Source organism: Rhodopseudomonas palustris, from assembly GCF_003031265.1.
GTDB lineage: Bacteria > Pseudomonadota > Alphaproteobacteria > Rhizobiales > Xanthobacteraceae > Rhodopseudomonas > Rhodopseudomonas palustris_H.
This window is the reverse complement of sequence record NZ_CP019966.1, coordinates 4345395-4371028: the sequence shown is the minus strand read 5'-3', so window position 1 is coordinate 4371028 and position 25634 is coordinate 4345395. Positions and strand designations below refer to the sequence as shown.

General features: G+C 66.6%; 19 protein-coding genes. 14 read left to right on the top strand and 5 right to left on the bottom strand.

Annotated features, from left to right (window positions below; all coding sequences use genetic code 11):
* Positions 1-146: 146 nt before the first annotated feature.
* The 4 genes from RPPS3_RS20260 (at position 147) to RPPS3_RS20245 (ending at position 4531) form a co-directional block, all read left to right on the top strand.
* Positions 147-440, top strand: coding sequence for a hypothetical protein (locus tag RPPS3_RS20260; RefSeq protein ID WP_107345668.1), 294 nt, complete (start codon positions 147-149; stop codon positions 438-440).
* A 244-nt stretch (positions 441-684) separates the two neighbouring features.
* The gene (locus RPPS3_RS20255) at positions 685-3006 is read left to right on the top strand and encodes a xanthine dehydrogenase family protein molybdopterin-binding subunit (protein WP_107345667.1); all 2322 of its coding nucleotides are present in this window, start codon (positions 685-687) and stop codon (positions 3004-3006) included.
* A gap of 111 nt (positions 3007-3117) precedes the next feature.
* Positions 3118-3567 (top strand): c-type cytochrome, encoded by a 450-nt coding sequence (locus RPPS3_RS20250; RefSeq protein ID WP_107345666.1) that lies wholly within the window; start codon positions 3118-3120, stop codon positions 3565-3567.
* Positions 3568-3601: 34 nt separating this feature from the next.
* A complete protein-coding gene (locus tag RPPS3_RS20245) occupies positions 3602-4531 on the top strand; it encodes a c-type cytochrome (protein WP_107345665.1) in 930 nt (309 codons plus the stop codon).
* A 7-nt stretch (positions 4532-4538) separates the two neighbouring features.
* Here RPPS3_RS20245 and RPPS3_RS20240 read toward each other — a convergent pair whose 3' ends face one another.
* A complete protein-coding gene (locus RPPS3_RS20240; protein ID WP_107345664.1) occupies positions 4539-4784 on the bottom strand; it encodes an Lrp/AsnC ligand binding domain-containing protein in 246 nt (81 codons plus the stop codon).
* A gap of 138 nt (positions 4785-4922) precedes the next feature.
* Here RPPS3_RS20240 and thiD point away from each other — a divergent pair, with 138 nt between their 5' ends.
* The 5 genes from thiD (at position 4923) to RPPS3_RS20215 (ending at position 9421) form a co-directional block, all read left to right on the top strand.
* Positions 4923-5723, top strand: a complete 801-nt coding sequence (gene thiD, locus RPPS3_RS20235) for a bifunctional hydroxymethylpyrimidine kinase/phosphomethylpyrimidine kinase (protein WP_107345663.1) — start codon at positions 4923-4925, stop codon at positions 5721-5723.
* Positions 5724-5815: 92 nt separating this feature from the next.
* Positions 5816-6472, top strand: coding sequence for a class I SAM-dependent methyltransferase (locus RPPS3_RS20230; protein ID WP_107345662.1), 657 nt, complete (start codon positions 5816-5818; stop codon positions 6470-6472).
* Between the two features lie 53 nt (positions 6473-6525).
* A complete protein-coding gene (locus RPPS3_RS20225; RefSeq protein WP_107345661.1) occupies positions 6526-7323 on the top strand; it encodes a UDP-2,3-diacylglucosamine diphosphatase in 798 nt (265 codons plus the stop codon).
* Entirely contained in the window at positions 7323-8378 is a 1056-nt protein-coding gene (locus tag RPPS3_RS20220; RefSeq protein WP_107345660.1) for a glycosyltransferase family 4 protein, read from the top strand. The genes RPPS3_RS20225 and RPPS3_RS20220 overlap by 1 nt, the downstream gene beginning before the upstream one ends.
* Before the next feature lie 47 nt (positions 8379-8425).
* Complete coding sequence (locus tag RPPS3_RS20215; RefSeq protein WP_107345659.1) at positions 8426-9421, top strand: threonine/serine dehydratase; 996 nt, start codon at positions 8426-8428, stop codon at positions 9419-9421.
* Positions 9422-9465: 44 nt separating this feature from the next.
* Here the strand turns inward: RPPS3_RS20215 and RPPS3_RS20210 are convergent, their stop codons facing one another.
* Positions 9466-10926, bottom strand: a complete 1461-nt coding sequence (locus RPPS3_RS20210; protein WP_107345658.1) for a hypothetical protein — start codon at positions 10924-10926, stop codon at positions 9466-9468.
* A 76-nt stretch (positions 10927-11002) separates the two neighbouring features.
* Between RPPS3_RS20210 and RPPS3_RS20205 the strand changes: the two genes are divergently transcribed.
* Positions 11003-12211: an MFS transporter gene (locus RPPS3_RS20205; RefSeq protein ID WP_107345657.1), complete on the top strand. Its 1209-nt coding sequence runs from the start codon at positions 11003-11005 to the stop codon at positions 12209-12211.
* Here RPPS3_RS20205 and dgcA read toward each other — a convergent pair.
* A complete protein-coding gene (gene dgcA / locus RPPS3_RS20200) occupies positions 12181-13176 on the bottom strand; it encodes an N-acetyl-D-Glu racemase DgcA (protein ID WP_107345656.1) in 996 nt (331 codons plus the stop codon). The two genes, RPPS3_RS20205 and dgcA, sit on opposite strands and share 31 nt — an antisense overlap.
* A gap of 104 nt (positions 13177-13280) precedes the next feature.
* On the opposite strand from dgcA, the gene RPPS3_RS20195 reads away from it, so the two are divergent.
* From RPPS3_RS20195 to RPPS3_RS20180, 4 genes are all read left to right on the top strand, one after another.
* Positions 13281-14432 (top strand): ABC transporter permease, encoded by a 1152-nt coding sequence (locus RPPS3_RS20195; RefSeq protein WP_107345655.1) that lies wholly within the window; start codon positions 13281-13283, stop codon positions 14430-14432.
* 2 nt (positions 14433-14434) lie between these two features.
* Positions 14435-15208 carry an ABC transporter ATP-binding protein gene (locus tag RPPS3_RS20190; RefSeq protein WP_107345654.1) on the top strand — a complete coding sequence of 258 codons (774 nt, stop codon included), beginning with the start codon at positions 14435-14437 and terminating at the stop codon, positions 15206-15208.
* A gap of 137 nt (positions 15209-15345) precedes the next feature.
* Positions 15346-16239, top strand: a complete 894-nt coding sequence (locus RPPS3_RS20185) for an MlaD family protein (RefSeq protein WP_107345653.1) — start codon at positions 15346-15348, stop codon at positions 16237-16239.
* 189 nt (positions 16240-16428) lie between these two features.
* Positions 16429-18189 carry an ABC transporter ATP-binding protein gene (locus tag RPPS3_RS20180; protein ID WP_234819998.1) on the top strand — a complete coding sequence of 587 codons (1761 nt, stop codon included), beginning with the start codon at positions 16429-16431 and terminating at the stop codon, positions 18187-18189.
* A 102-nt stretch (positions 18190-18291) separates the two neighbouring features.
* On the opposite strand, the gene RPPS3_RS20175 is transcribed toward RPPS3_RS20180, so the two are convergent.
* Positions 18292-19092, bottom strand: a complete 801-nt coding sequence (locus RPPS3_RS20175; RefSeq protein WP_107345652.1) for an NYN domain-containing protein — start codon at positions 19090-19092, stop codon at positions 18292-18294.
* A gap of 161 nt (positions 19093-19253) precedes the next feature.
* A complete protein-coding gene (locus tag RPPS3_RS20170) occupies positions 19254-25331 on the bottom strand; it encodes a negative regulator of septation ring formation (RefSeq protein WP_107345651.1) in 6078 nt (2025 codons plus the stop codon).
* Positions 25332-25634 lie beyond the last annotated feature (303 nt).

Below are 25634 nucleotides of genomic sequence, written 5' to 3'. Positions count from 1 at the left end.
CAAAACCCTAGCTTGATCATAAGCTTGACCGCCGAGGCCGATCACGGGGGCGCATTGACCCCGCGCATTTGAACCGTCTTCCCGCACGACCCCACCAACAACGGGACATGACGGTAACCTGCTCAACGACCGGGAGAACAATCCATATGGCTCAAACTGCTTCCAAGGCCCGCAAGGGATGGACGACGCGCGTTCTCGCCGCCGTCACGCTGACGGCAATTTACGGCTTCAGCCTCGTCGGAACCTCGGCGCTGTTCCTGACCGCAAGCACCGGCAAGGCTGAGGCCCAGCGCGGCCGCGGTCGCGGCCGTGGGCGCGGCTATTACGGCCGTGGCCGTGGTTGGGGCCCTGGCTATTATCGCGGCCGTGGCCGTGGCTACTATCGTGGCTATGGCGGGTGCGTGTTCAATCCGGTTTACGGCCGGGTGATCTGCTACTAATTCGCCGCGGCGGGGCGGAGACGCCCCGACCTGCGTGAGCTTCCAAACAGGTGTATCGGGCAACCGATGCACCTGTTTCTTTTTGCGCCGGGTGCGGGGCGAGCGCGCTGCAGGCGCAAATGCGCAGATTGCGGCCACTGGGTTCATATTTCGGTGTTCGGTCGCGAAGCTCGCGCCGGCGCGTTTGCTCCTGTCATCGATCCGCTGCAAGATGCTTTCCAATCGCATCGGAGGTGACGGTCCCATGGCTCCAACCAAGTTGGCTCCCACCAAGTTCGGCGTCGGCCAGAGCGTGTTGCGCAAGGAGGACGATCCTCTGATTCGCGGCAAAGGCCGCTACACCGACGACGTTGCGCCGGCTTCGTCCGCTTACGCGCTGGTGCTGCGCTCGCCGCATGCCCATGCCACCTTCAGGCTCGATGCGAATGCAGCGCGTGGTCTTCCTGGCGTGCTGACGATCCTGACCGCGGATGACGTCACCGATCTCGGCGGTCTGCCGTGCCTGTTCAATCTGCCGGACAAGCCGTTCAAGGCGCCCGATTATCCGATCCTGGCGCGCGCTGAGGTTCGCCATGTCGGCGATGCGATCGCCTTTGTGGTCGCCGATACGCTCGCGCATGCCCGCGACGCGCTGGAAGCGATCGCGGTGGAGTGGACTCCGCTGCCGGCCGTGATCGGCGCCGCGCGCGCGGTCGAGCCCGGCGCGCCGGAGGTGTGGCCCGACCACGCCGGCAACGTGCTGTTCGATGCCGGCATCGGCGACAAGGCAGCGACCGACGAGGCGTTCGCCAAAGCGCATGCGGTCGCTGAAATCCGCATCGTCAACCCGCGCATCGTCACTAACTACATGGAGACCCGCGCGGCGGTCTGCGAATACGATGCCAAGCGCGATCACTTCACGCTGACGGTCGGCAGCCAGGGCAGTCACCGGCTGCGCGATATCCTGTGCCAGACCGTGCTGAAGATCCCGGTCGAGAAGATGCGGGTGATCTGTCCGGATGTCGGCGGCGGGTTCGGCACCAAGCTGTTTCCGTATCGCGAATACGCGCTGCTCGCGGTCGCCGCCAAGAAACTGCGCAAGACCGTGAAGTGGACCGCCGATCGCGGCGATCACTTCGTCGGCGACTCGCAAGGCCGCGACAATGTCACCACCGCGCGGATGGCGCTGGCGGAAGACGGCAAGTTTCTCGGCATGGATGTCGACCTAATCGGCGATGTAGGCGCCTATCTGTCGACCTTCGGCCCGTACATTCCTTACGGCGGCGCCGGCATGCTGCCCGGTCTGTACGACATTCAGGCGTTCCACTGCCGCATTCGCACCGTGTTCACTCACACCGTGCCGGTCGACGCTTACCGCGGCGCCGGACGTCCCGAAGCTGCTTACGTTGTCGAGCGTCTGGTCGATGCCTGCGCGCGTAAGCTGTCGATGTCGCCGGATGCGATCCGGCGCAAGAACTTCATTCCGCCGCGCAAGCTCCCCTACAAGACCGCGACCGGCAAGGTTTACGACTCCGGCGACTTCGCCACGCATCTGAAGCGCGCGATGGAGATCGGCGACTGGAAGGATTTCGCCAAGCGCGCCAAGGCGGCCAAGAAGCAGGGGCTGGTGCGCGGCATCGGGCTCGCCTCTTACGTCGAGGTCTGCGGCACCATGGGCGAGGAGACCGCCAAGGTGGTGCTCGATCCCGATGGCGACATCACCGTGCTGATCGGCACGCAGTCGAGCGGGCAGGGCCACCAGACCGCTTATGCGCAGATCGTCGCCGAGCAGTTCGGCGTGCCGCAGGAGCGGGTGCGCGTGGTGCAGGGCGACACCGACCGGATCGCCACTGGCCTTGGCACCGGCGGCTCGGCCTCGATCCCGTCCGGCGGCGTCAGCGTGCAGCGCGCCACCCATCAGCTCGGCGAACAGCTCCGCGACATCGCGGCCGATGCGCTCGAGACCAGCGCCGCCGACCTCGAAATCAGCGACGGCACCATCCGGATCGCCGGCACCGACCGCTCGATCAGCTTCGCCGATCTCGCCAAGCGGCCCGGCGTCGATCCTGCCAAGCTCAATGCCAGCGCAACCTTCGCCAGCGCCGACGGCACCTATCCGAACGGCACGCATCTGGTCGAGATCGAGCTCGATCCGGCGACCGGCAAGATCAAGATCGTCAACTACGTGATCGTCGACGATTTCGGCGTGACGCTGAATCCGCTGCTGCTCGCCGGCCAGGTTCACGGCGGCACCATTCAGGGCATCGGCCAGGCGCTGATGGAGCAGGCTGTTTACAACGCCGAGGACGGCCAGCTCGTCACCGGTTCGTTCATGGACTACGCGCTGCCGCGCGCGGCCGATGGCGCGCCGATCATCTTCGAAACACACAACGTGCCGTGCGCCACCAATCCATTGGGCGTGAAGGGGGCGGGCGAGGCGGGGGCGATCGGCTCCTGCCCGGCAGTGATGAACGCGATCATCGACGCGCTGTGGCGGGAATACCGGATCGACCACATCGATATGCCGGCGACACCGGAGCGGGTGTGGATGGCGATCCGCGAACACGAGCGCCGGCACCGGCTGTAAAGCCGGGTCGATCGAATGAGACCTAATAGAGTGGCGTTAAGCCACCGCTGCGAAGGCCGCCGAACCGGCGACCGGTGACGGAGTTGAAACAACCAAGCGGGAGGAATTGCGATGTTGCGAACTGTGATCGTGGCTGGAGCGGTGTTGCTGACGGCGAGCGCCGTGATGGCGCAGCAGGATCTGGTCGATAAGACCCAGAAACTGATGAAGGACAACGGCCGGAACATGATGGTGCTCGGCGCCATGGCCAAGGGCGAGAAGCCCTACGATCAGGCCGCGGTCGATGCGGCGCTGAAGCAGTTCGATGAGACCGCCAAGGACCTCCCGAAGCTGTTCCCTGACAGCGCCAAGGGCCTGAAGCCGTTCGACAGCAAGTACAGCGCCTCGCCGAAGATCTGGACCGAGCGCGCCAAATTCGACGGCGAGATCTCCGACTTCGCCAAGGCGGTCGACGGCGCCAAGGGCAAGGTCAAGGACGTCGACACGCTGAAGGCCGCGATGCAGCCGATCGGCAAGGCATGCGGCAGCTGCCACGAGAACTTCCGCCAGAAGGAAGGCTAACGCGGCAAGCGCCGCCGGCAGCGGAGAATCGGCCGTGGCCAGGACACTCGGAGCCGTGATCGCGGTCGCGGCGATCATCGGCATCGCCGCTTTCTGGCTGCTGACGATGCCGGCCACGGTGTCGGCTGACCGCCTGTCGGCGCGCACCGCCAACCTCGAGAATGGCCGCACCGCGTTCTACGCCGGCGGTTGCGCCGAATGCCACGCCACGCCGAAGCAGGACGATCGCACCAGGCTTGGAGGCGGGCTGGGGCTGAAGTCGGAGTTCGGCACGTTCTACGTGCCGAACATCTCACCCGATCCAAATGACGGTATCGGCAAATGGATAGAGGCGGATTTCGTCAGCGCGGTGATGCGCGGCACGGCGCCCGGCGGCGTGCATCTCTATCCGGCGTTTCCGTATCCGTCCTACGCACATGCGCAGCTCGACGACGTCCGCGATCTGTTCGCCTACATCAAGACGCTGCCTGCGGTGGCCGGCCGAGCTCCGCCGAACGAGGTGCTCTTCCCGTTCAACATCCGCCGCGCAGTCGGACTGTGGAAACTGCTGTTCTTCGACGACACGCCGTTCACGCCCGATCCGGCGCAATCGGCGCAGTGGAATCGCGGCGCGTATCTGGTGAACAGCTTCGGCCATTGCGCCGAGTGCCATAGCCCGCGCAACGCGCTCGGAGGCATCGTCGCGGCGCAGCGTTTTGCCGGCGGGCCCGATCCCGAGGGCAGGGGCTGGGTACCGAACATCACCCAGAAAGGGCTCGGCGACTGGAGCGCCGGCGACATCGCCTATTTCCTGGAGACCGGCATGACGCCGGAAGGCGACAGCGCCGGCGGCTCGATGGCGCAGGTGATCCGCAATACCTCGCAACTCGGCAAGGATGACCGCGAGGCGATCGCGGCCTACATCAAGTCGCTGCCGCCGGTGCAAGGGCCGGTCCGGCCCCCGCGCAAAGCCAAGGCTGGATAACTAGCGATCACTTCGGGCCGAACGCCTTGAAGGTGATGATGGTGTGGGTGTCCTTGATGCCGGGGATCACCTGGACCTTGTCGGCGACGAAATGGCCGATATCGGTCGAGCGATCGACGTAGAATTTGACCAGCAGGTCGTAGTCGCCGGCGGTCGAATAAATCTCCGAGGCGATCTCGGCTTCGGCGATCGCGTTGGCGACGGCATAGGACTGGCCGAGCTGGCATTTGATCTGGACGAAAAACGGCACCATCGCGGGTCTCTCCGGCAGCTTGATTTGCGCCATCAAGCCCAAAACACCCTGTCGGCGCAAGCTCTTGCCGCTGCGGCGTGGGCGCGCTACGACCGCGATCGGCTGCCGGTCCGCCCTCTTATTCAATCGAGCACGTTGATGGCCATTCCGATCGCACTCACCATCGCCGGCTCCGACTCCGGAGGTGGCGCCGGCATTCAGGCCGACCTCAAATCGTTTTCCGCGAACCGTGTCTATGGCGCCTCGGTGATCACTGCGCTGACGGCGCAGAACACCCGCGGCGTCACCGCGATCCACGACGTCCCGGCCGCGTTCGTCACCGCGCAGATCGATGCGGTGTTCAGCGATCTTGCGGTCGCCGCCACCAAGATCGGGATGGTGGCGCAGCGCGGCGTGATCGCCGCGATTGCCGAAGGGCTCGATCGCTGGCACGCCGCCAATGTCGTGCTCGATCCGGTGATGGTCGCGACCTCCGGCGACCGGCTGATCGCGGACGACTGCGTCGAGGCGCTGCGCACCACGCTGATCCCACGCGCCCGCCTCATCACGCCGAACCTGCCCGAGGCTGCCGCACTGCTTGACGAGCCGGTCGCCGACGAGCCGGCCGAAATTGAACGCCAGGGACAGCGACTGCTCGCGCTCGGCTGCGAAGCGGTCCTGATCAAAGGTGGACACGGCACCGGGCCGACCAGCACCGATTACCTGTTCGTGGGAGCCGAGGTGGAAGCGTTGGCCGCCCCGCGGATCATTACCAACAATACCCACGGTACCGGCTGCTCGCTGTCCTCCGCGATCGCCGCCAATCTCGCCAAAGGCCAGTCGTTGCAGGCCTCTGTGGCTGCCGCCAAGCAGTGGGTGAGCGCCGCCATCGCCGCGGCGGACAAGCTTTCGGTCGGGCACGGCCATGGCCCGATCCATCATTTCCACGGCTTCGACTAAGGCCCAAACCGGCCGACCGTGCGCTGTCGTCCAGTCGTCGTACTCCGCTGATAATCCGAATTCGTAAGTAATTTACGATTCGAACGGAACCGATGACTCCCGATCTCGACAAGTCCCTGATTGAAACCGCCTACGCTCGCTGGGCTCCGATCTACGACGCGGTATGCGGACCGGTGATGGTGAAGGGACGACGCGCCGCGGCGGCTGAAGCGCGCGCGCACGGCGGCAAGATTCTCGAAGTCGGTGTTGGTACCGGACTATCATTCGACGATTACGACGCCACGACCGAAATCACCGGGATCGATCTGTGCGAGCCGATGCTTGAGAAGGCGCGCGCCAAGATGGCGACCGGCCGCTATCCGTGGGTCAAAGACGTGCGCCAGATGGATGCGCATGCGATGGAGTTCGCCGACGCGACGTTCGATTGCGTCGTCGCGCAATTCGTCATCACGCTGGTCGCTAATCCCGAGCAGGTGCTGTCGGAGTGCCACCGCGTGGTGAAGCCGGGCGGGCGCATCATCCTGGTCAATCATCTGTACTCGGAAGTCGGCGTTGCCGCGGCGGTCGAGCGCTGGGCGGCGCAGAAGACCCGCGCGCTGGGCCTGCGTCCGGAGTTTCCGTTCGCGCGGCTGCAGGCTTGGGCTCAGGCCACCTCCGACGCGATCCTGGTCGAGCGGCGCAAGCTGAAGCCGTTCGGCATCTACACGCTGGTGTGTTTCGAGCGGACTCCCACGCCGATGGCGGCCTGAGAGCGGGTTCGAAACGTCGCCGCCCGCGGGCGGCCTTGGATGGGACAAGACCGATGAGCGACGACGGTCCGGAACGACGCTTTCGCACCCTGTTCATTTCCGACGTCCATCTCGGCGCGCGAGGATCGCAGACCAATCTGCTGCTCGACTTCCTCCGCGTCCACGATGCCGACACCATCTATCTGGTCGGCGACATCATCGACGGCTGGGCGCTGAAATCGAGCTGGTACTGGCCGCAGTCGCACAACGACTTTGTGCAGAAGCTGCTGCGCAAGGGCCGCAAGGGCGCGCGCATCATCTACGTGCCCGGCAACCACGATGAGTTTCTGCGCAACTATTACGGCACGCATTTCGGCGGCATCGAAGTTGTCGAGAACGCGATCCACACCGGCGCCGACGGCCGCCGCTATCTGGTGATCCACGGCGACATCTTCGATCTCGTTGTGCAGAACGCCAGGTGGCTCGCCCATGTCGGCGACAAGGCCTACGACCTCGCGATCCGGCTCAACCGTGTCGTCAATGCGTTCCGTCGCTGGTTCGGCGTGCCGTATTGGTCGCTGTCGCAATGGGCCAAGCACAAGGTCAAGAACGCGGTGAACTACATCGGCGCGTTCGAAGAGACGCTGGCGCAGGAAGCCCGCCGTCATGGCACTGACGGCGTGATCTGCGGCCACATCCATACCGCCGCGATCCGGGACTTCTACGGCATCAACTACATGAATTGCGGCGACTGGGTCGAAAGCTGCACGGCGCTTGCCGAGCACGAGGACGGTCGGTTCGAGATCATCACCTGGACCGATCTGCTGAAGCGCAATCTGCCGGTGCCGACGGTCGCTGCGCGGGCCGCCTGATGCGCATCCTGATCGCGACCGACGCATGGCACCCGCAGGTCAACGGCGTGGTGCGGACGCTGACGATGATGGCCGAAGCGGCGAAGTCGCTCGGGGTCGACGTGGTGTTCCTGACGCCTGAAACGTTCCCGACGGTGGCGCTGCCGAGCTACCCGGATCTGCGGATCGCGATCCCCAATCCGATCCGGGTCGCGCATCTTATCAATGCCGCGCACGCCGATTGCATCCACATCGCGACCGAAGGCCCGATCGGGCTGGCGGCGCGGCGCTACTGCCGCAAGCGCGGGCTGCGCTTCACCACCAGCTTCCATACGCGTTTCCCCGAATACGTCTCCGCCCGCGCGCCGATCCCGGAGTCCTGGGTGTGGTCGCTGCTCCGCCGGTTTCACGGCGCCAGCCATGCGGTGATGGCGGCGACGCCGGCGCTGGCCGACGAACTGCGGGGCCGTGGCTTCCGCAACGTCGTGCTGTGGCCGCGCGGCGTCGACGGGCATCTGTTCCATCCGCGCCAGGATGCCGATCTCGGCTTGCCGCGACCGGTGTTCCTGTCGGTCGGGCGGGTCGCCGTCGAGAAGAACCTCGAAGCGTTCCTGTCGCTCGATCTGCCCGGCACCAAAGTGGTGGTCGGGGATGGCCCGGCGCGTGCGGCGCTGGAACGCGATTTCCCAAACGCGGTGTTCCTCGGCGCCAAGCAGGGCGAGGCGCTGGCGAAGGTCTATTCCGCCGCCGATGTGTTTGTGTTTCCGAGCAAGACCGACACCTACGGCCTGGTGCTGCTCGAAGCGCTGGCGAGCGGTGTGCCGGTCGCGGCGTTTCCGGTGACCGGGCCGCGCGACGTGATCGGTGATTCCCCGGTCGGTGTGCTGAGCGAGGATCTTCGCGCGGCGTGTCTCGGTGCCCTGGAGATCTCGCGCGAGGCGTGCCTGGCATTCGCCGCCGATCACACTTGGGAAGCCTCGGCCCACGCCTTCCTCGACAACGTCCGCCGGGTGTCGATGCTGGACGCAGACCGGCTTCATCCTCACGGCGCCAAGCCGCATCGGATGGTTGCCTGAGGCGCGCGTATCATCGCACCTTGTCGGCGCGCGCGACGCGGCGTTAGATGCCGGCCATGACCAATTCCCCTGTGCTGCCTGTTTCCGTCGCCGATATCGATGCGGCTGCCGAGGTGCTCGCGCCCGTTGCGGCGCGGACGCCGCTGCTCTCGTCTCCGGCGCTCGACGCCGCGACCGGGGCGCGGGTGTTCCTCAAGCCCGAAGTCCTGCAGCGCACCGGCTCGTTCAAGTTTCGCGGTGCCTTCAACAAGCTGGCCTCGATCCCGGCAGATGCCCGGCGCGGCGGCGTGGTGGCGTTCAGCTCGGGCAATCATGCCCAGGGCGTTGCCGCCGCGGCGCAGCTGCTCGGCGTCCACGCCACCATCGTGATGCCGTCGGATGCGCCGGCCTCGAAGCGCGAGCGCACCGCCGGCTATGGCGCCGAGGTGGTGCTGTACGATCGCGACCGCGAGGACCGTGAGGCGATCGCCCGCGACATCGCCGAGCGCAGCGGTGCGACGCTGGTGCGGCCGTTCGACGATCCGATGGTGATCGCCGGGCAGGGTACGGTCGGCCGCGAGATCGCCGAAGACCTTGCGGCGTTGGGCATCGCGCCGGATCTGGTGGTGGCGCCGGCCTCGGGCGGCGGGCTGATCGCCGGCACGGCGCTCGCCGTCAAGGCACGGTTTCCGCAGGCGCTGGCGATGTCGGCCGAGCCGGAGGGGTTCGACGACCACGCCCGCTCGCTGGTGGCGGGGCGGCGCGAGTCCAATCCGGCCGGTGGACGCACGATCTGCGATGCGCTGATGATGTCGATTCCGGGCGAGGTCACCTTCGCGATCAATCGCGTGCTGCTCGCCGGTGGCGTTGCGGCGTCCGATGCCGAGGTCGGCCGTGCGGTCGGCTTCGCATTCCGCGAGCTGAAGCTGGTGGTGGAGCCGGGCGGCGCGGTGGCGCTGGCAGCGCTGCTCGCCGGCAAGCTCGACGTCCGCGGCAAGACCGTCGCGATCGTGCTGTCGGGCGGCAACGTCGATGCCGACCTGTTCGGCCGCCTGATTGCCTGATTTCGGGCCTGATTTCTAGAGCGCGTTCGCGGAGCAGCCGCTGATTACGAGAAGAACGCGATCTTCTCGGCCTGGCTCATCCGCCGGATCGGCACCAGCGCGTCGCTGCGCATCGGCGGCGGGGCCGCGATCGCGCCATTGGCGATCGCCGCAGCGCCGAGCGAGGCCGGCGCAGCAGCCGCGACTTCGCCGGCGACGGCAGCTGTAGCCATCGCCACCGGTGCAGCGGCGGCATGGATGGCGATCGGCTCGGCCATGGCCTCCATGGGCGCGGCTTCACCGATTTCGCCGACCGGTTCGAACGCGGCTTCCGGCTCCGGCTCCGCGTCGAATGCCTCTGCGGCTGAATTCGGCGCGTCGTCGATCGCCATCGGCTCCGGCGACACCGCGATCTCTTCGCTCAGCGCCTGCTGCAGTGCTGCGATGTCGGATTCGATTTCCGCGGCGGTGCTGGCCGCGGCCGCCGCATAGGCATCATCCTCGGGCCGATATGGCTCCGAGACCTCGGGCGCCGACATCTCGCGGGCGACCAGATCGAGCACCGCGTCGTCTTCCAGACCCTCGGCGTCCAGCGCCACCACCTCGTCGAGCAGGTGAGCGGCTTCCGACTGCTCAGCCGCGGTGACGGCGGCAGGAGCTTCGGCGGGCGTCACCGCCGCCGCAGCGGGCGCGGGCGTCTGGTCTTCGGCTTCGACGAATTCGAGTTCTTCCGACGGCGTGCCCTTGACCACCACGAACGCCGGCGCAGCTGGCGCCTGCGGAGCGGAAGCCGGTTCTGTCGCCTCGGCAGCGGCGGCCTGCGGAGCAACTGCCTGCGGAGCGACAGGCTCAGCCGCGGCCGGCTGCGGCGCGACCGCTTCGGGATCAGCGGCGGCCTGCGGCGCAGCGGCGGGCTCGTCCATCGCGGGTGTAGCGGCAGGGGCCGCTGCGGCTGTCGTCTCCGGCGCGGCCCGGCTCGCGGCGGCTTCGGGAGCGACGCCGGAGATTGCTGCGACGTGCTGCAGCATCCGGTCGAATGCCGCGTCGATCGCATCGCGATCGATTCCTGCGACAAGCCGATGGCCGCTGTCGATGGCAGCGACCTGCTGGTCGAGCAGATCGCAGATCCGGGAGTCGGCGCCGCATTCGCGCAAGGTCGAAGCGACCTCGCTGATCGCGCGGGCGCCGCGATGCGCAGCCACCAGAGTCGCGGTGTCGTCGAGCGTCGCGATCGCCTTGGCGACGCTGGCGCGCGCCTCGCCGATCACTGCGCGGATCGCGGCGAGCGATTCCACGGCGGCTTCGGCCTGGGCCTGCTTCTGAGCCGCGAGGGTCTGTTCGATCCGCGCCACCGCGTCGAGCACCATGCTGGTGTCGGCGTTGCGGTTGCGCTTGGCGTATTCGGTGAGGAACCAACGGCCCCGCGAGGTCTCCATGAAGGCTTCGCGGATCGCATCGTAGTCCGCATCACTCGGCATCACCGGGCGGGCGGAGATCGGCGAAAGGGCGAAGGCTTCGTCGGTCATCAAGGGACTCGTTGCACAATTCACTGCGCGTCACGATAACGATCACCACGATCCGCGTCGAATCGCAATTGAATTGATGTCTCCCGAATCACAAATCCCCATCCCATCACCGGATGCGAAGCGATTCGCGTCTCGGCTCGCCGTGTTCTACGCGACCAGCTTCACGGTCGCCGGCACCTACCTGCCGTTCTTCACGGTGTGGCTGAAGGCCGTTGGAATCGAGGCTTCTTTGATCGGCCTGATCGTCGCGGCGCCTGCGGTGACGCGCTTCACGCTTCTGCCTTTCATCACCGCCGCGGCCGAACGGCGCAACGCAATCCGCGCCGCGATGATCATCACCGCGGTGATCACTGCCCTCGGATTCACCCTCCTCGGGATTCTACGTGCTCCGCTGCTGATCTTCGTGGTGTTCGTGCTCACCGCCTGCTTCTGGACGCCGATCGTACCGCTGACGGACGGCTACGCGCTGAAGGCCGTGGCGCGCTACGGGCTGAATTACGGGCCGCTGCGGTTGTGGGGCTCGGCGGCGTTCATCGCCGGCGCGCTGGTGAGCGGCGTGCTGGCGGATCTGGTGGCGGCGGAGCAACTGATCTGGCTGATCGTCGCATTCGCCTGGGTCGGTGCGCTGGCCGGCTTCGGCTTGCGGCCGCTGGATGCGCCGGCGAAATCGGCGACGCCGCAGCGCGGCGCCTCGCTGCTACGCAATCCGACGTTCCTGACGATCGTGGTCGCGGCGGCGCTGATCCAGGGCAGCCATGCCGCGTACTACACGTTCGCGTCGATCGCCTGGCAGGGCGCGGGTCTCAGCGGCACCACGATCTCGGTGCTGTGGGTGCTCGGCGTCGTCGCCGAGATCGTGGTGTTCGCGCTATCGCCGCGGTTCACCTGGTCGCCGATGTGGCTGATGCTCGGCGGCGCACTGAGCGCGGTGCTGCGTTGGTCGATCACCGCCCAGGATCCGTCGCTGCCGGTGCTCACCGTGGTGCAGTTACTTCACGGCTTCACCTTTGGTCTCACCCAGGTCGGTACCATGGGGCTGCTGGTCCGCCATGTACCCGGCCATGTGATCGCGCGCGGGCAGGGCTACTACACTGCGGCCGCGGGCTTCGTGATGAGCGCCGCGTCGATTGCCTCCGGCGCGGTGTTCGCTCGCTATGGTCTTGCCGTGTACGACATGATGGCGGCGATGGGGCTGGCGGGTGCCATAGTGCTGGTGGTGATGCGTCGCTGGCTGCTTACGCCGGCAAGCGCTGATCAGCCCCACAGCGCCGGTTCGGGCGGATAGACCGTGCTGCCGTCGTAGCGCAGGCCGTCATCGCGATCGCGCGCCAGCAGCAGCGGGCCGTCGAGATCGATGAAGCGGGCGAACGGCGTCAGCAGCATCGCCGGGGCCATCGCCAGCGAGGTGGCCACCATGCAGCCGACCATGATCTGCAGGCCCAGCGCTCGCGCGTCCTGCGCCATTGCCATCGCTTCGGTGAGGCCGCCGGTCTTGTCGAGCTTGATGTTGACCGCATCGTAGCGGCCGCGCAGCGCGGCGAGCGAGGTGCGGTCGTGCACGCTCTCGTCGGCACACACTGCGATTGGGCGAGCGATGGTGGCCAGTGCCTCGTCACGCCCGGCCGGCAGCGGCTGCTCGACCAGCGTCACGCCGGCGTCGGCGCAGGCGGCGAGGTTGCGGGCGAGATTGTCCGGCGTCCAGGCTTCGTTGGCGTCGACGATCAGTTCGGCATTCGGCGCGGCGCGACGTACCGCCGCAATCCGTGCGTCATCGCCGTCGCCGCCGAGCTTGATCTTGAGCAGCGGCCGCGACGCGGCCTTCGCGGTCGCCTCGGCCATCGCTTCGGGCGTGCCGAGCGAGATGGTGTAGGCGGTGGTGGCGGGGCGTGGCGCAGCGCTGCCGAACAGCTCCCAGGCGCGCTTTCCGCTGATCTTGGCTTCGAGATCGACCAGCGCGCAGTCGAGTGCATTGCGCGCGGCGCCGGGCTGCATTGCGGTCTGCAGCGCGCTGCGATCGAGACCGCCCGCCAGCGGCGCGCGCATCGCCTCGAGTGAGGCGAGCGCCGCTTCCGGCGTCTCGCCGTAGCGCGCATAGGGGACGCATTCGCCGCGGCCGACGTGGTCGCCGCTGCGCAGCTCGGCCACCACGACGATCGCTTCGGTCTTGGCTCCGCGGCTGATGGTGAAGGCGCCGGCGATCGGCCACCGTTCGATGCGCCCGTTCAGTTCAGGCGCTATCAGGGAGTTCATTTGCAGGCCTTGTCAGCTCAAACCGAGGGTTGCCCGGAGCTGACAAGTATGGCTGGTAATGAGCTTGGCCCGCAAGGCGGCGTTCGAACCCGGATTGGCTCAAAATGACACAGCAGATAGCGTTGGAGGGCGGTCCGTCGCTCGAACGGATCGCGCGTGGCGAAGAGCTGGCGCTGCGCGCCTCGGGAACATGGACCGCGCGGTTCGCGCCGGCGCTGGAGCGGCTGGTCACCGAAGCGGAGAAGATCGGCGAAACCAAGCCCAACGTCTTCATCGACGTCTCCGGAATTTCGCGGCTCGATACGTTCGGCGCGTGGCTGATCGAACGGATGCGGCGCAACCTCGGTCAGGACGGTACCGAGGCGCGGATCGCCGGGCTGTCGACCAACTATGCCAGCCTGGTCGACGAGGTGCGCCAAGTCGGCGACACCGGACCCGCGCCGCGGCGCGGCGGATCGCTGCGCGCGCCGATCGAGCGGCTCGGCCGCACCATGTACGCGTTCTTCGACGACATCGTCGCGCTGATCAGCATGATGGGCGCGGTGATGGCCGGCGTGCTGCGCGTGATCGTCCGGCCGACCTCGTTCCGGCTGACCTCGACCGTGCACCACCTCGAGCAGGTGTGCTGGCGCGCGGTGCCGATCATCCTGCTGATCACCTTTCTGATCGGCTGCATCGTCGCCCAGCAGGGCATCTTCCATTTCCGCAAGTTCGGCGCCGACGTGTTCGTGGTCGACATGCTCGGCGTGCTGGTGCTGCGTGAGCTCGGCGTGCTGCTGGTGGCGATCATGGTGGCGGGCCGGTCGGGCAGCGCCTACACGGCCGAGCTCGGCTCGATGAAGATGCGCGAGGAGATCGACGCGCTGCGAACCATGGGGTTCGATCCGATCGACGTGCTGATCGTGCCGCGGCTGATCGCGCTGGTGATCGCGGTGCCGATCCTCACCTTCCTCGGCGCGATGGCGGCGCTGTATGGCGGCGGGCTGGTCGCCTGGCTGTATGGTGGCGTCGATCCGGAAGCGTTCCTGCTGCGGCTGCGCGATGCGATCTCGATCGACCATTTCACCGTCGGCATGATCAAGGCGCCGGTGATGGCTGCCGTGATCGGCATCGTCGCCTGCGTCGAGGGGTTGGCGGTGCAGGGCAGCGCCGAGTCGCTCGGCAGCCACACCACCGCGTCGGTGGTGAAGAGCATCTTCTTCGTGATCGTGATGGACGGCGTGTTCGCGATCTTCTTTGCGGGAATTGGAATCTGACGATGACGGGTGCGGCCGATCCGATCATCCGGGTGCGCGACGTCTCCGTGCAGTTCGGCGCGACGCGGGTCCTGAACGGGCTCGATCTCGACGTCCGGCGCGGCGAGATCCTCGGCTTCGTCGGCCCCTCCGGCGCCGGCAAGTCGGTGCTGACCCGGACTATCATCGGCCTGGTGCCGAAGCTGAGCGGCAGCATCGAGGTGTTCGGTATCGATCTCGACAAGGCCAGCAAGTCCGAGCGGCGCGGCGTCGAGCGGCGCTGGGGCATCCTGTTTCAGCAGGGTGCGCTGTTCTCGTCGCTGACGGTGCGGCAGAACATCCAGTTCCCGGTGCGGGAATATCTGAAGCTGTCACAACGGCTGCTCGATGAGATCACCATCGCCAAGCTGGTGATGGTCGGACTGAAGCCGGAAGTGATCGACCGCTATCCGTCCGAACTGTCCGGCGGCATGATCAAGCGCGTGGCGCTCGCCCGCGCGCTCGCGCTCGATCCGGAGCTGGTGTTCCTCGACGAACCGACCTCGGGCCTCGACCCGATCGGCGCCGGCGATTTCGACGAGCTGGTGCGCACGCTGCAGCGGACTTTGGGCCTGACGGTTTTCATGGTAACCCATGACCTCGACAGCCTGCACACCGCCTGCGACCGCATCGCGGTGCTGGGGGATGGCAAGGTGATCGCAGCCGGAACCATCGCCGACATGCAGGCCTCGCAGCATCCGTGGCTGCGTTCGTATTTTCACGGCAAGCGCGCTCGCGCGGTGGTCGGTTCGCCATGATCGGGGTGCGTCAGGAAATTTCGACCGCCGCACTGCGGCTGCGTCGTTTTGCTTCCGCATTCTGCGCTCAAAGCCTGCCGCGTGGCGCGGCGGCTGACGAGCCGGCGGCGCCGCATATTGGTTTGGAGTAGAGGCGAATGGAAACGCGTGCGAATTACTTCCTGATCGGGACGTTCACCCTCGCGGTGATCGCCGCGGCGTTCGGGTTCGTGCTGTGGTTTCAGAGCCTGCATACCACCAAGGCGCGCAGTCCGCTGCGGGTGGTGTTCGAAGGCGCGGCCTCGGGCCTGCGCAACGGCGGCAGCGTGAATTTCAACGGCGTCCGGGTCGGCGAAGTGGTGTCGGTCAAGCTCGACAACCCGCGCCGCGTGGTGGCGCTGGCGATGGTCGAGAACACCGCGCCGATCCGCAAGGACACCCAGGTCGGCCTGGAATTCCAGGGCCTGACCGGCGTCGCCGCGATTTCGCTGAAGGGCGGCTCGGAGACCGCGCCGCCCGTGCCGCTGGACGACGACGGCACGCCGGTGCTGACCGCCGATCCCGAGCTGCTGCAGGACATCTCCGAGTCGATCAAGGCGACGCTGCGCAACGTCAACCGTCTGGTCTCCGAGAACCAGGAGTCGGTGAAGACCTCGCTGGAGAATTTGCAGACCTTCACCTCGAGCCTGGCGCGCAGCTCCGACAAGATCGACAGCATCATGTCGCGGGTCGACGGCGTGATCGCCAAGACCGACAGCGTGATGCAGGGCATCGACGCGCTGGCCGGCGGCAAGGACGGCGGCGAGCTGTTCCAGGCGGTGAAATCGTTCCGCGAACTCGCGGACAATCTCGACAAGCGCTCCGGCGCCCTGATCCTCGACGGCCGCCGCACACTCGCCGACATCAGCCGCGCGGTGAACAATTTCGACCGCAACCCGACCCGGGTGCTGTTCGGGCCGAGCAACACCGCTCAGCAGGAGCAGCCCGCCGCAGCGCCGCCCACCGCCGCCCGCGCCGAGCAGCCGCGGCCGCCACGGCGAAGGCCGCAGTAGGGCGCGAGCTTCGCGTCGAACAGACGGTCCTCAGCGAGGATTATCGTCATCCAGAGGCGCCCGCGCAGCGAGCCTCAAAGGATGACCTTCGCACGCTTGGTTGATTTGTTTCGCCTGCGTCCGGCCAACCCACGCGATCATACCGGTTTCGCGAATCTGCCTTGAATCGTTTCAACCGATCGGCAGACGGTGGAAATCGCGATCTCTGACGTCTATGACAGCCCCTCCCTGGACAACGCTCCAACGCGCGAGGGCCGCATGAACAACGACAGTTCTGGTCCTAGCCCTGCCGTGGCGATACTGCGCAGCCATGCGCGAGAGGATTGGCGGTCGCTTTCGGTCGTCGTGGTCGTCGTCCTGATCTCCAGCGCAGCCAGCGTCGCGGCGCCGTATCTGTTTTCCCGGGCGATCGACCAACTGCCGAAGGACCACGCGTCCGGCGAACTGCTGTACGCGCTGTTCTCCTATGCGGCGCTGATCGGGATCGCGTCGGTGTTGAGCCGGGTGGTCCAGTATCTCTCGGTCATCATCTCCGAGAACCTCGGATATTTCGTCTCCACCGAGCTGTTCGCGCGAATCTTGCGGAAGCGCTCCGAGTTCTTCATCGAGCACAATCCCGCCGAGATCCAGAATGCAGTCGGCCAGGGACGAGGCGCTCTGACGACCATCGCGAACATCGCTCTGATCGTCTGGCTTCCGAGCGCGACCCAAGTCGGGCTGACGCTGGTCACGCTCGGCTATCTGCTCGATCTGCAGATCGTCCTCGCGGTCGCGGTCTACGGCGTGGTCGTCGTTCTCGTCACACTAGGCTCGACGCGAGGGGCGCAGCAACTTCTGGACGCTGCGATGGCCGCTAGCCAGGACAACGCTCGGTTCGCCGGCAACGCGATGAACGCGATGGAAACCCTGCGCCAGCTCGGTGGCTCGACCTGGATGAGCCGGCGCTTCGCCGATCGCGCAGCTGCCGTCAGGGACGGCTGGCGGGCCTACATGCTCAGGCGGACAGGAACTTCGGCTCTGCTCGGTCTTGGTCTCGCAGCCCAGTTCGCGATTAATTTCGCGCTGCTGTTACCGAAGTATCAGGCTGGGGCCGTCAGCATCGGGGACATCGTGCTGTTCAACGCTCTCCTGCTGCAGCTCAACACCCCGTTCGAAATGATCGCGCAGACCATGGACAGTTTCGCCCGATCGCGCGCGCAACTGGTGCCGCTGACGCGCTTCTGGAATGCTCCGGAAGAACACGACGATCGGTCGTCGGCTTCCTTCAGCATCTCCGATGGCACGATCATGTTCGAAGATGTCGGCTACGATTACGGGAATGGGCGAGGCGTATCAGGTATCGGTTTTTCCGCCGGGCGCGGCACCATCACGTTCATCGTCGGCGAGACCGGCGCGGGAAAGTCGACCGTCTTCAAGCTCGCCCTGAAGTCCATTGAGCCGCAGCAAGGCCGGATCACGGTGGATGGCACCGAGATCCGGCAGATCGCGCGCGCCGATTGGTTCAAGATGATCGCGGTCGTTCCTCAGGAGGTGATCCTGCTCAACGAGAGTCTGGCGGACAACATCCTGCTCGGACGGGAGCGGGACGAAGCGCGGTTGCGAGACGTGGCCAGCAAGGCCGCGATCCTTCAGCTGATCGAAGCCCTGCCGGAGGGGTTCGATACGGCGGTGGGCGAACGCGGTCTCAAACTGTCCGGCGGGGAGCGCCAGAGGATTGCGGTCGCGCGTGCTCTGTACGGCGCCCCGGCGATCTTGTTTCTCGACGAAGTCAGCTCAGCCCTGGATGAAGACACCGAACGGGACATCATGGACCACATCCGGGCGATTGCTTGCGACGTCACGGTGCTGGCAATCACCCATCGCCGATCGTTGCTGACGCCGACGGACACCGTAGTTGAACTCAGCGCGAGCCGGGTGGCCGGTGAGGAGCAGACGGTCGGCAGCCACTGAACGCAGTCGCCGCTCATCTCGGTGCAGCGGGTGGCACGTATCTATCCGATTGCCGGCGCAGATGCCCGCGTCGAGCTGGCGCGCGGATCTCGCGCCGGCCGTTCAGGACTCGGCGCCGCCCGTGGGCGGGTTCGGTCTCGCGGAGCGCCTCCGCCGGGATGTCGGCTTTTCGGCCGGGGCGCCGTGCGGCTTCAGGCGAATTCGCATCGCGTGGCCGCCCTGATGCTCCAACTCGAACGCGTTGGTCTTGCGAACGAGGTCGCTCAGCTTGCGGAAGCCGAAGGTTCTGGGATCGAAGTCGGAAGCCAGATTGGACAGGTGCTTGCCGACTTCGCCGAGCGACACCCAACCGTCTTCGCTCTCCATCTGCTTGATCACCCGCTCGATGATCGGAGTGGCTGCGCTCGGCGGCTGAAGCGGCTTCGCCGTCGATGCCGTACCCTTGCTGTCGCTCGCTCCTGCGATCAGGTTCTCGGTGTAGACGAAGCGCCGGCACGCCTGCCGGAAACTCTCCGGGGTCTTCTGTTCGCCAAAGCCGAATACATCGACGCCTTGCTCGCGAATCCGCGAGGCGAGGCGGGTGAAGTCGCTGTCGGACGAGACCAGGCAGAAGCCTTCGAAGCGGCCGCTGTGAAGCAGGTCCATCGCATCGATCACCAGCGTGATGTCGGAGGCGTTCTTGCCGGTGGTGTAGGCGAACTGCTGCTGCGGGATGATGGCGTGTTTCGCTAGAATGTCGGCCCAGCCCTTCGAGCGCGAGGTGGAGAAGTCGCCGTAGATCCGGCGAACGCTGGCTTCGCCGATTTTCGCAATCTCCTCGAACAGTCCGTCGGCGATCTTGGCCGATGCGTTGTCCGCATCGATCAGAACGGCAAGGCGAGGCGAGCGGTGTTCAGAAGGCATGGTGCGTTCTCGGCCTGATGCGGATCGGAAATTGGCGCGTGTCTGATCGTGAGATAACGATGCAGCCCCGCTTCGACAACGCCAAATGAAAAGCGGGGGCCACCGGCCCCCGCTTTGGATCGATTACTTCAGCTGCTGCCCGGACCGGGCAGAGTGCTGTGTTACCCGAGCCGTCCCGCCGCGTGGGCCAGCAGCGTGTAGACCAGTCCGGTCTCGGACGAGAGGTGACCGCGCAGAGCCTGCGGGGCGTTGTCGTCGCGGGCGACCTCGTCGAGCAGGCGCTCGAACTCGGCGATGTAGCGGTCGACGGTCTGCTTGAAGCTGCGCTCGCTGCGATATTTGCGGGCGACTTCGTCGAACGCCTTCTGGCCGGCCGGAGTGTAGAGCCGCTTGGTGAAGGACTTCGCCTCACCGCGCTGGTAGCGCTCCCACATCTCCAGCGCGAGGTTGCGGTCCATCAGCCGGCCGATGTCGAGCGACAGCGACTCCAGCGGATTGCCGCTCATCGCAGCCTGAGCCTGCTGGGCGGCGCGGCCGCGCGGCGGTTCACGCTCGGCGCTGGTGTCGGCACGGTTGAGCAGCTCTGACAGCCAGCCGTCACGGCCCTGGTCGGCGTTGCTCGGCGCGACCGGCGGCGCTTCGGTGCGGCGCGGGCCGACCGGCATGCCGAGGTCCGGCGGCGGCAGCGTCGCGGCGCTGGATTCCCGGCTGCGCGGGGCAGGGCGGGCGGCGACCGTTTCGGCACGTCCAACGCTGGCGGTGGCCAGCACCGGCTCTTCCTCGCGGGTGGTCGCGGTGGCGGCGCGGGTCGGCGTCACCACGTCCATACCGCGGCCGTGGCGGGCGACGATGCGGTTGAGCTCGGCCAGCGCCTCGATCTGGTCGACGATCACCTTGCGCATCTGCGCAGTGCTCTCGGCGGCCTCCTGCGGGATTTCGAGCACGCCGCGGCGCAGCTCCTCGCGGGTGGATTCGAGCTCGTGCTGCATCTCGGCGGCCATCTGCTTGATGCCCTGGACGATCGAGGTGAAGCGATCGGCCGATTGCTTGAACAGCGCGTCGGCTTCCTGGGTGCCTTGCTTATAGACCTGATGCATCGCCTCGACGGTGAGACGGCGCTCCTGCTCTGCGGCGCTGCGCACCGCTTCGAACTGCTGCGTGATGCTGGCGGAGCCGGCACCGGCGGTTTCGGCGACGATCCGCGCGACGTCGCGGGCGCGCTCCTCGGCGGCGGCGAGCGATTCATCCAGCAGGCTGGTGAACCGGCCGAGCCGCTGGTCGAGATCGGCAGTGCGCAGATCGAGGGTGGTGACCAGCGATTCCAGTGCTTCCTTGCGATCGCTGACCGAGGTCGAGGCCTGGCGGTTGCTGTGCTCGAGCAGGTCGGCGGCCTCGGCCAAAGCATGGCCGTGAGCTTCGAACTGCGCCGACAGCGCGCCGAGATCTTCCAGCGCCCGGGCGGTCTTGGTGTGGAAGCCGGTGAGCTGGTCTTCCAGCGTCTGCGTGGCGGCGCCGCTGCGGGCGTTGACCTCGTTCATGGTGGTGACGAAGTCGGCGACGCGGGTGACCAGCGCGCGCTCCAGCGAGTTGAGGTTCTCGTGGGCGCCGGTGAGCACTTCCTGCAGCAGGATGTTGCCTTCACGCAGCCGCTCGAACAGAGCCACGGTGTCGGTGCGCAGGATCTTGCTGGTCTCCTGCATCTCGGTAACCGCGGTGATCGAGACCTGGCGCGACTGTTCGATCGCCGACCGCGACGCGAGGTCGAGATCCTTGAGCGACTTGTTGATCGCGTTGGTGGCCAGATCGCCGGCGCCGGTGATCGAGCGGGCGACTTCGGTGCCGTTGGTCAGGATCGAGTTCGAGAAGGTCTTGCCGCGCGACTCGATGGCGTTCAGCGCATCGCTGGTGACGCGATCGATTTCGGTGGTGAGCTGGCTGGTCTTGCCGGCGATGGCTTCGACCAGCACGCCGCGCTTGCCGTCGATGATCAGCGACAGCCGCTCGGCCTGCTGCTGCACGTAGCCGACGATCTCCTCGCTCTTGGCGGTGATGGTCGAGCCGAAGCTACCGCTGGCGGCGAACACCGAACGCTCGACGTCGGCCGAGGTCGACTTGATCTTGGCGCTGACCTCGTTGGACATCGCCACCAAGGTGGCCTGAGCCGCCGAGGCACTGACCTGGATGTGGTCGGTGGTGTTGGCGGTCACAGCCGACAGCGTCTGCTCGATCTCGGCAGAGAGCGCCTTGATCTGGCTGGCGGCATCGACCGAGCTGGTGGTCAGCGTCGACTGCACCTGGCGGGCGCTGTCGAGGATGGTCGAGGCGGTCGCGGCACCGACGCTGGTCAGCGTACGCTCGACATCGATCGCCAGCGACTTGACGTGGTTGGCGGCTTCGCCCGACGCGGTGGCCAGCGAGGTCTGGGCCTCACGGGCACTCGCCACGATCGAGTCGGCGGTGCTGCGGCCGGCAGCCACCAGCGTGCGCTCGACATCGGCGGCGATCGACCGAACCTGATCGGCCGACTCGGTCGAAGTCGACACCAGGGTGGTCTGGACTTCGCGCGCACTGGCCAGCAGCGTGCCGGCGGTTGCGCTGCCGGCGGCGGTCAGCGTGCGCTCGATGTCGCTGGCCAGCGATTTCACCTGGTTGGCGGCTTCGGTCGAGGTTGCCACCAGGGTGTTCTGCGCTTCACGCGCACCGGCCACGATGGTCTCGATGGTGTTGGCGCCCGAAGCGGACAGCCGGCGTTCGACGTCGGCGGTGAGGGTCGTGACCTGGTTGGCCGCTTCCGACGACGCCGCGACCAGCGTGCGCTGGATGTCGTCGCTGAGCGATTTGACCTTATCGGAGGCTTCTTCCGAGGCCGAGACCAGGGTGGACTGCGCCGACCGGGCGCCGCTGAGCACGGCTTCGGCGGTGGCGTTGCCGGCCGCATACAGCGTACGTTCGATGTCGGTCGACAGCGAGCGGATCTGGCCGGTGACTTCGGACGAAGCCGACACCAGCGTGGCGTGAGCTTCGCGGGCGCTCGCCAGCACCGAGGCCGAAGTGGTGTCACCGGCACCGGTGAGGGTGCGTTCGATGTCGACGGCGAGCGACTTCACCTGATTGGCGACGTCGGCCGAGGTGGTGGTGAGGGCGGTCTGGGCCTCTCGGGCGCTGCTCAGGACCGACGCTGCGGTGCTGCCGCCGGCTTCAGTCAGGCTGCGCTCGATCTCCGAGGCGAGCGACTTCACCTGGGTGGCGACTTCGGTCGAGGTCGAGGTCAGCGTGCTCTGCGCTTCGCGCGCGCTGCCGAGCAGCGACGCAGCCGCATGGCCGCCGACTTCGCTGAGGGTGCGCTCGATGTCTGACGCCAGCGACTTCACCTGAGTGGTGACGTCGGTGGAAGTCGCGACCAGCGTAGTCTGGGCCTCGCGGGCGCCGGCCAGCACGGTAGCGACGGTGGCGGTGCCGGCGGCCGACAGCGTGCGTTCGATGTCGTCGGACAGCGAGCGGAACTGCATCGCGGCTTCGCTCGACACCATGGTGAGCTTGGCCTGAGCTTCGGTCGCGCTCGATACGACGGTGGCGGCCGCGGTGGTGCCGACCGTGGTGAGGGCGCGTTCGATCTCCGCCGAGGTGACTTGCAGCTGAGCGCCGACATCGTTCGACACCGACAGCATCGAGTCGCGTGCCGACTGGGTGCTGCTGCGGATGGTGTCGCTGGTGCTGACCACCAGATGGGTGAGGGTGCGTTCGGCGTCGGCGACGTTGGTCTTGATGCCCTGCGACAGCTCTTCGGCACGCGCCATCAGCATCTCGCTGGCCTCGCGGCCGCTGCTCTCGAACCGGCCGGCGACCGCTTCGATGCGCGAGCCGAGCAGGTCTTCGAACTGCGACACGCGGAGGTCGACGTCGTTGATCACCGCAGTGACGCGGTTCTCCAGGCCGTCGTGGATCTCCTGGAAGCGCGCACTGACGGTGGTGCTGAGATTGGCGGTGCGGCTGTCGATAGTCTCCGTGACCGCGCCGATGCGGCGATCGATCGCGTCGATCGCCTGCGCGGTGCCGTCGGTGAGCGAGTGGGTGAGGTGGGTAAGCCGGGAGTCGATCGCTTCGATCGCCTGCACCGTCCCGGTCGACAGCGTGGTGGTGAGCGTGGTGATGCGGTCGTCGATCACTTCGACGGCGTTCGCGGCGCCGGTCGACAGCGTCGTGGTCAGCGTCGCGATGCGGCCGTCGATGATGTCCGCCGCGCTCGAGGTGCCGGTCGACAGCGTGGTGCTGAGCTGCACGATCCGCGAGTCGATCGCTTCCACCGCGTTGGCGGCCCCGGTCGACAGCGTCGAGGCGAGCTTCTCGATGCGGCCGTCGATGTTGCCGGTGACGGCTTCGGTGCGGGTATCGAGGATGCGTTCGAGCGAGTTGAGATGGTTGCCGACGGTGTCGTCGAGCGACTTGAGGCGGTTGTCGATCGTGCCGTCGAGGCTGCCGACGCGGGTGTCGAACAGGCTTTCAAACTGATGCAGACGGTCGTCCAGCCGCGCGGTGATTTCGCCGGAGCTGCTCGCGACGCGCTGATCGAAATTGTCGACGTAGGTCTTCAGGGTCTCGTTGATGTCCTGGGTACGCTGGCCCATCCGCTCGACGATCTCGCCGCCGAACGTCTTCACGGTGCGGTCGAATTCGGAGATGTGGCGGGTGATCAGTGCGCCGAGCGTGCCGCTGTCGCGCGCGAACTTCTCGGCGAGCTCGGTGCCCTGCTGCTTCACCAGGTCGTCGAACGCGCTCATCTGAATGCTGAGCGTGTCGTGGGTCGCTTCGGTCTGGCTCACCACCTTGGCGACCAGCGTGTTGACGGTGACGTCGAGTGCTTCGCTCGCCTTGTCGCCGCTGGTCAGGATCTGATCGGCGAGGCGATGGCCGGCGTCGTCGATCTTGTTGACCAGATCGGTGCTGCGCAGCTCGAGTTCGAGCAGCAGCGAGTCGCCGGAGTTCTTCAGCGAATCCTGCACCTGCTCGGTGCGCTCCGAAATGCCGTCGATGATGGTCGAGGAGCGCTGCTCGAAATCGGTGGTGATGCGGTCGAGCCGCTCGTTCATCATGTCGTGGACGCGATCGGCCAGTTCGACGAACTCGGCGTGCACATGGCCGGTCTTGAAGTTCAGGCTGGTGGTCAGCCGCTCGCTGGCATCGAGCACCGCGCGGGTGGTCTCGGCGCTGGCTTCTTCGAGGCGGTCAAGCAGTTCGCCGCCGCGCTCACCGAGCGCAAGAATCATGTTGTCGCCGGCGTGGCTGAGGGCGCTGGTGATGTGGGCGCCGCGCTCTTCCAGGGCGCTGGTGATGCTCTTGGCGACTTCGTCGACGCGGCTGGCGATCGCGTCCGAGATCAGTGCGATGTCGTGGCGGAGGTCGATCTGCACACCGGAAATGGCGCTGCGAACCTGCTCGGCCTGACCGACCAGGTTGTCGCGCTGATGCGCGATGTCCTGCAGCAGCGCGCGAATGCGGACTTCGTTGTCCGAATAGGCGCGCTCCAGCGCCGACACTTCGTTGGCGACCAGCGCCTCCAGTTCGCTGGCGCGCGCAATCGCACGCTCGACGCCGTCGCCCATCGCGGCGACCTCGCGGCGGATCGCCTGACCGACGGTTACCACCGAGTCGCTGGCGGCGATTTCAGGTTCGGAAAAGCGGATCGCGACCTGCGCCATCGACTGCGCGATCATCCGCAGCTCCTGGCCGCGCCACGCGAGGCTGGCGAGGAAGTAGAACAGCATCACCGGCGCGAAGAACAGCGCGGCGAGGCCGGCGAGCGCCAGCGTTCCGCCGCTGCCCTGGCCGACTAGCGCCTGCAGGGCGGGCAGGAAGCTGACGGTCAGAATGATGCCGCCGAACACCCAGACGCCGGCGAAAATAGTGGCGAGCGTATAAACGTTACGGGTGGTGCGACCCTTCTGCAGCGACTGCAGCAGCTGGCCGATGGTTTCGCGGTCGTCGTTGGCGGGGCGGCTGGCGAAGCTGCGCTCGGCGGCCGGCTCGAAGCTCGGCGCCGGCGGCGTGATCCGCGGCTCCCCGGCCAGCTCCGTCAGCTCGGAGAAGCTGGGCTCGGGGCTGTCCGAGTTTGGCACACTTTCCTTTGGCCCGGCGGCCTGATCGTCACCGGCCGGAGGCGCATCGGGGATATTCAGGGCTTCCTGAATCGCCGACAGCGCGACTTCGGTCGGATCTTTGATCTTCTTAGGATTGTTCGCCATCTTGATTTACGCCCTTGTTACGCATCCGGGGACGTCGGTTCAGTGGAGACCGCAGAAAGGCCCCTCGGTGCTCCCCCAGCACGGCGAAGTTGAACCCCATTCCCACCGCGCTTTTGTCCGCCACTTCCTGAAACATCCTATTGGCTGGATCGCGCGAATGAAATGGTTTGGATTAAGACTTTCTTAATCATCGTTAACGGCATACCCGGCTAAGCCCTTCGGAGGACGCAAAAATCCTACCGGCCCGAGCGGTAACGGTGGCATTTTAGCGACATCATCGCGGCAACTCGGCGACGTTGTGCC

What these genes read in the sequence shown, in the direction of transcription:
- RPPS3_RS20260 (WP_107345668.1), top strand. Translation starts at nt 147, where the DNA reads ATGGCTCAAACTGCTTCCAAGGCCCGCAAGGGATGGACGACGCGCGTT.
- RPPS3_RS20255 (WP_107345667.1), top strand. Translation starts at nt 685, where the DNA reads ATGGCTCCAACCAAGTTGGCTCCCACCAAGTTCGGCGTCGGCCAGAGC.
- RPPS3_RS20250 (WP_107345666.1), top strand. Translation starts at nt 3,118, where the DNA reads ATGTTGCGAACTGTGATCGTGGCTGGAGCGGTGTTGCTGACGGCGAGC.
- RPPS3_RS20240 (WP_107345664.1), bottom strand. Translation starts at nt 4,784, where the DNA reads ATGGTGCCGTTTTTCGTCCAGATCAAATGCCAGCTCGGCCAGTCCTAT.
- thiD (WP_107345663.1), top strand. Translation starts at nt 4,923, where the DNA reads ATGGCCATTCCGATCGCACTCACCATCGCCGGCTCCGACTCCGGAGGT.
- RPPS3_RS20230 (WP_107345662.1), top strand. Translation starts at nt 5,816, where the DNA reads ATGACTCCCGATCTCGACAAGTCCCTGATTGAAACCGCCTACGCTCGC.
- RPPS3_RS20225 (WP_107345661.1), top strand. Translation starts at nt 6,526, where the DNA reads ATGAGCGACGACGGTCCGGAACGACGCTTTCGCACCCTGTTCATTTCC.
- RPPS3_RS20220 (WP_107345660.1), top strand. Translation starts at nt 7,323, where the DNA reads ATGCGCATCCTGATCGCGACCGACGCATGGCACCCGCAGGTCAACGGC.
- RPPS3_RS20215 (WP_107345659.1), top strand. Translation starts at nt 8,426, where the DNA reads ATGCCGGCCATGACCAATTCCCCTGTGCTGCCTGTTTCCGTCGCCGAT.
- RPPS3_RS20210 (WP_107345658.1), bottom strand. Translation starts at nt 10,926, where the DNA reads ATGACCGACGAAGCCTTCGCCCTTTCGCCGATCTCCGCCCGCCCGGTG.
- RPPS3_RS20205 (WP_107345657.1), top strand. Translation starts at nt 11,003, where the DNA reads ATGTCTCCCGAATCACAAATCCCCATCCCATCACCGGATGCGAAGCGA.
- dgcA (WP_107345656.1), bottom strand. Translation starts at nt 13,176, where the DNA reads ATGAACTCCCTGATAGCGCCTGAACTGAACGGGCGCATCGAACGGTGG.
- RPPS3_RS20195 (WP_107345655.1), top strand. Translation starts at nt 13,281, where the DNA reads ATGACACAGCAGATAGCGTTGGAGGGCGGTCCGTCGCTCGAACGGATC.
- RPPS3_RS20190 (WP_107345654.1), top strand. Translation starts at nt 14,435, where the DNA reads ATGACGGGTGCGGCCGATCCGATCATCCGGGTGCGCGACGTCTCCGTG.
- RPPS3_RS20185 (WP_107345653.1), top strand. Translation starts at nt 15,346, where the DNA reads ATGGAAACGCGTGCGAATTACTTCCTGATCGGGACGTTCACCCTCGCG.
- RPPS3_RS20175 (WP_107345652.1), bottom strand. Translation starts at nt 19,092, where the DNA reads ATGCCTTCTGAACACCGCTCGCCTCGCCTTGCCGTTCTGATCGATGCG.
- RPPS3_RS20170 (WP_107345651.1), bottom strand. Translation starts at nt 25,331, where the DNA reads ATGGCGAACAATCCTAAGAAGATCAAAGATCCGACCGAAGTCGCGCTG.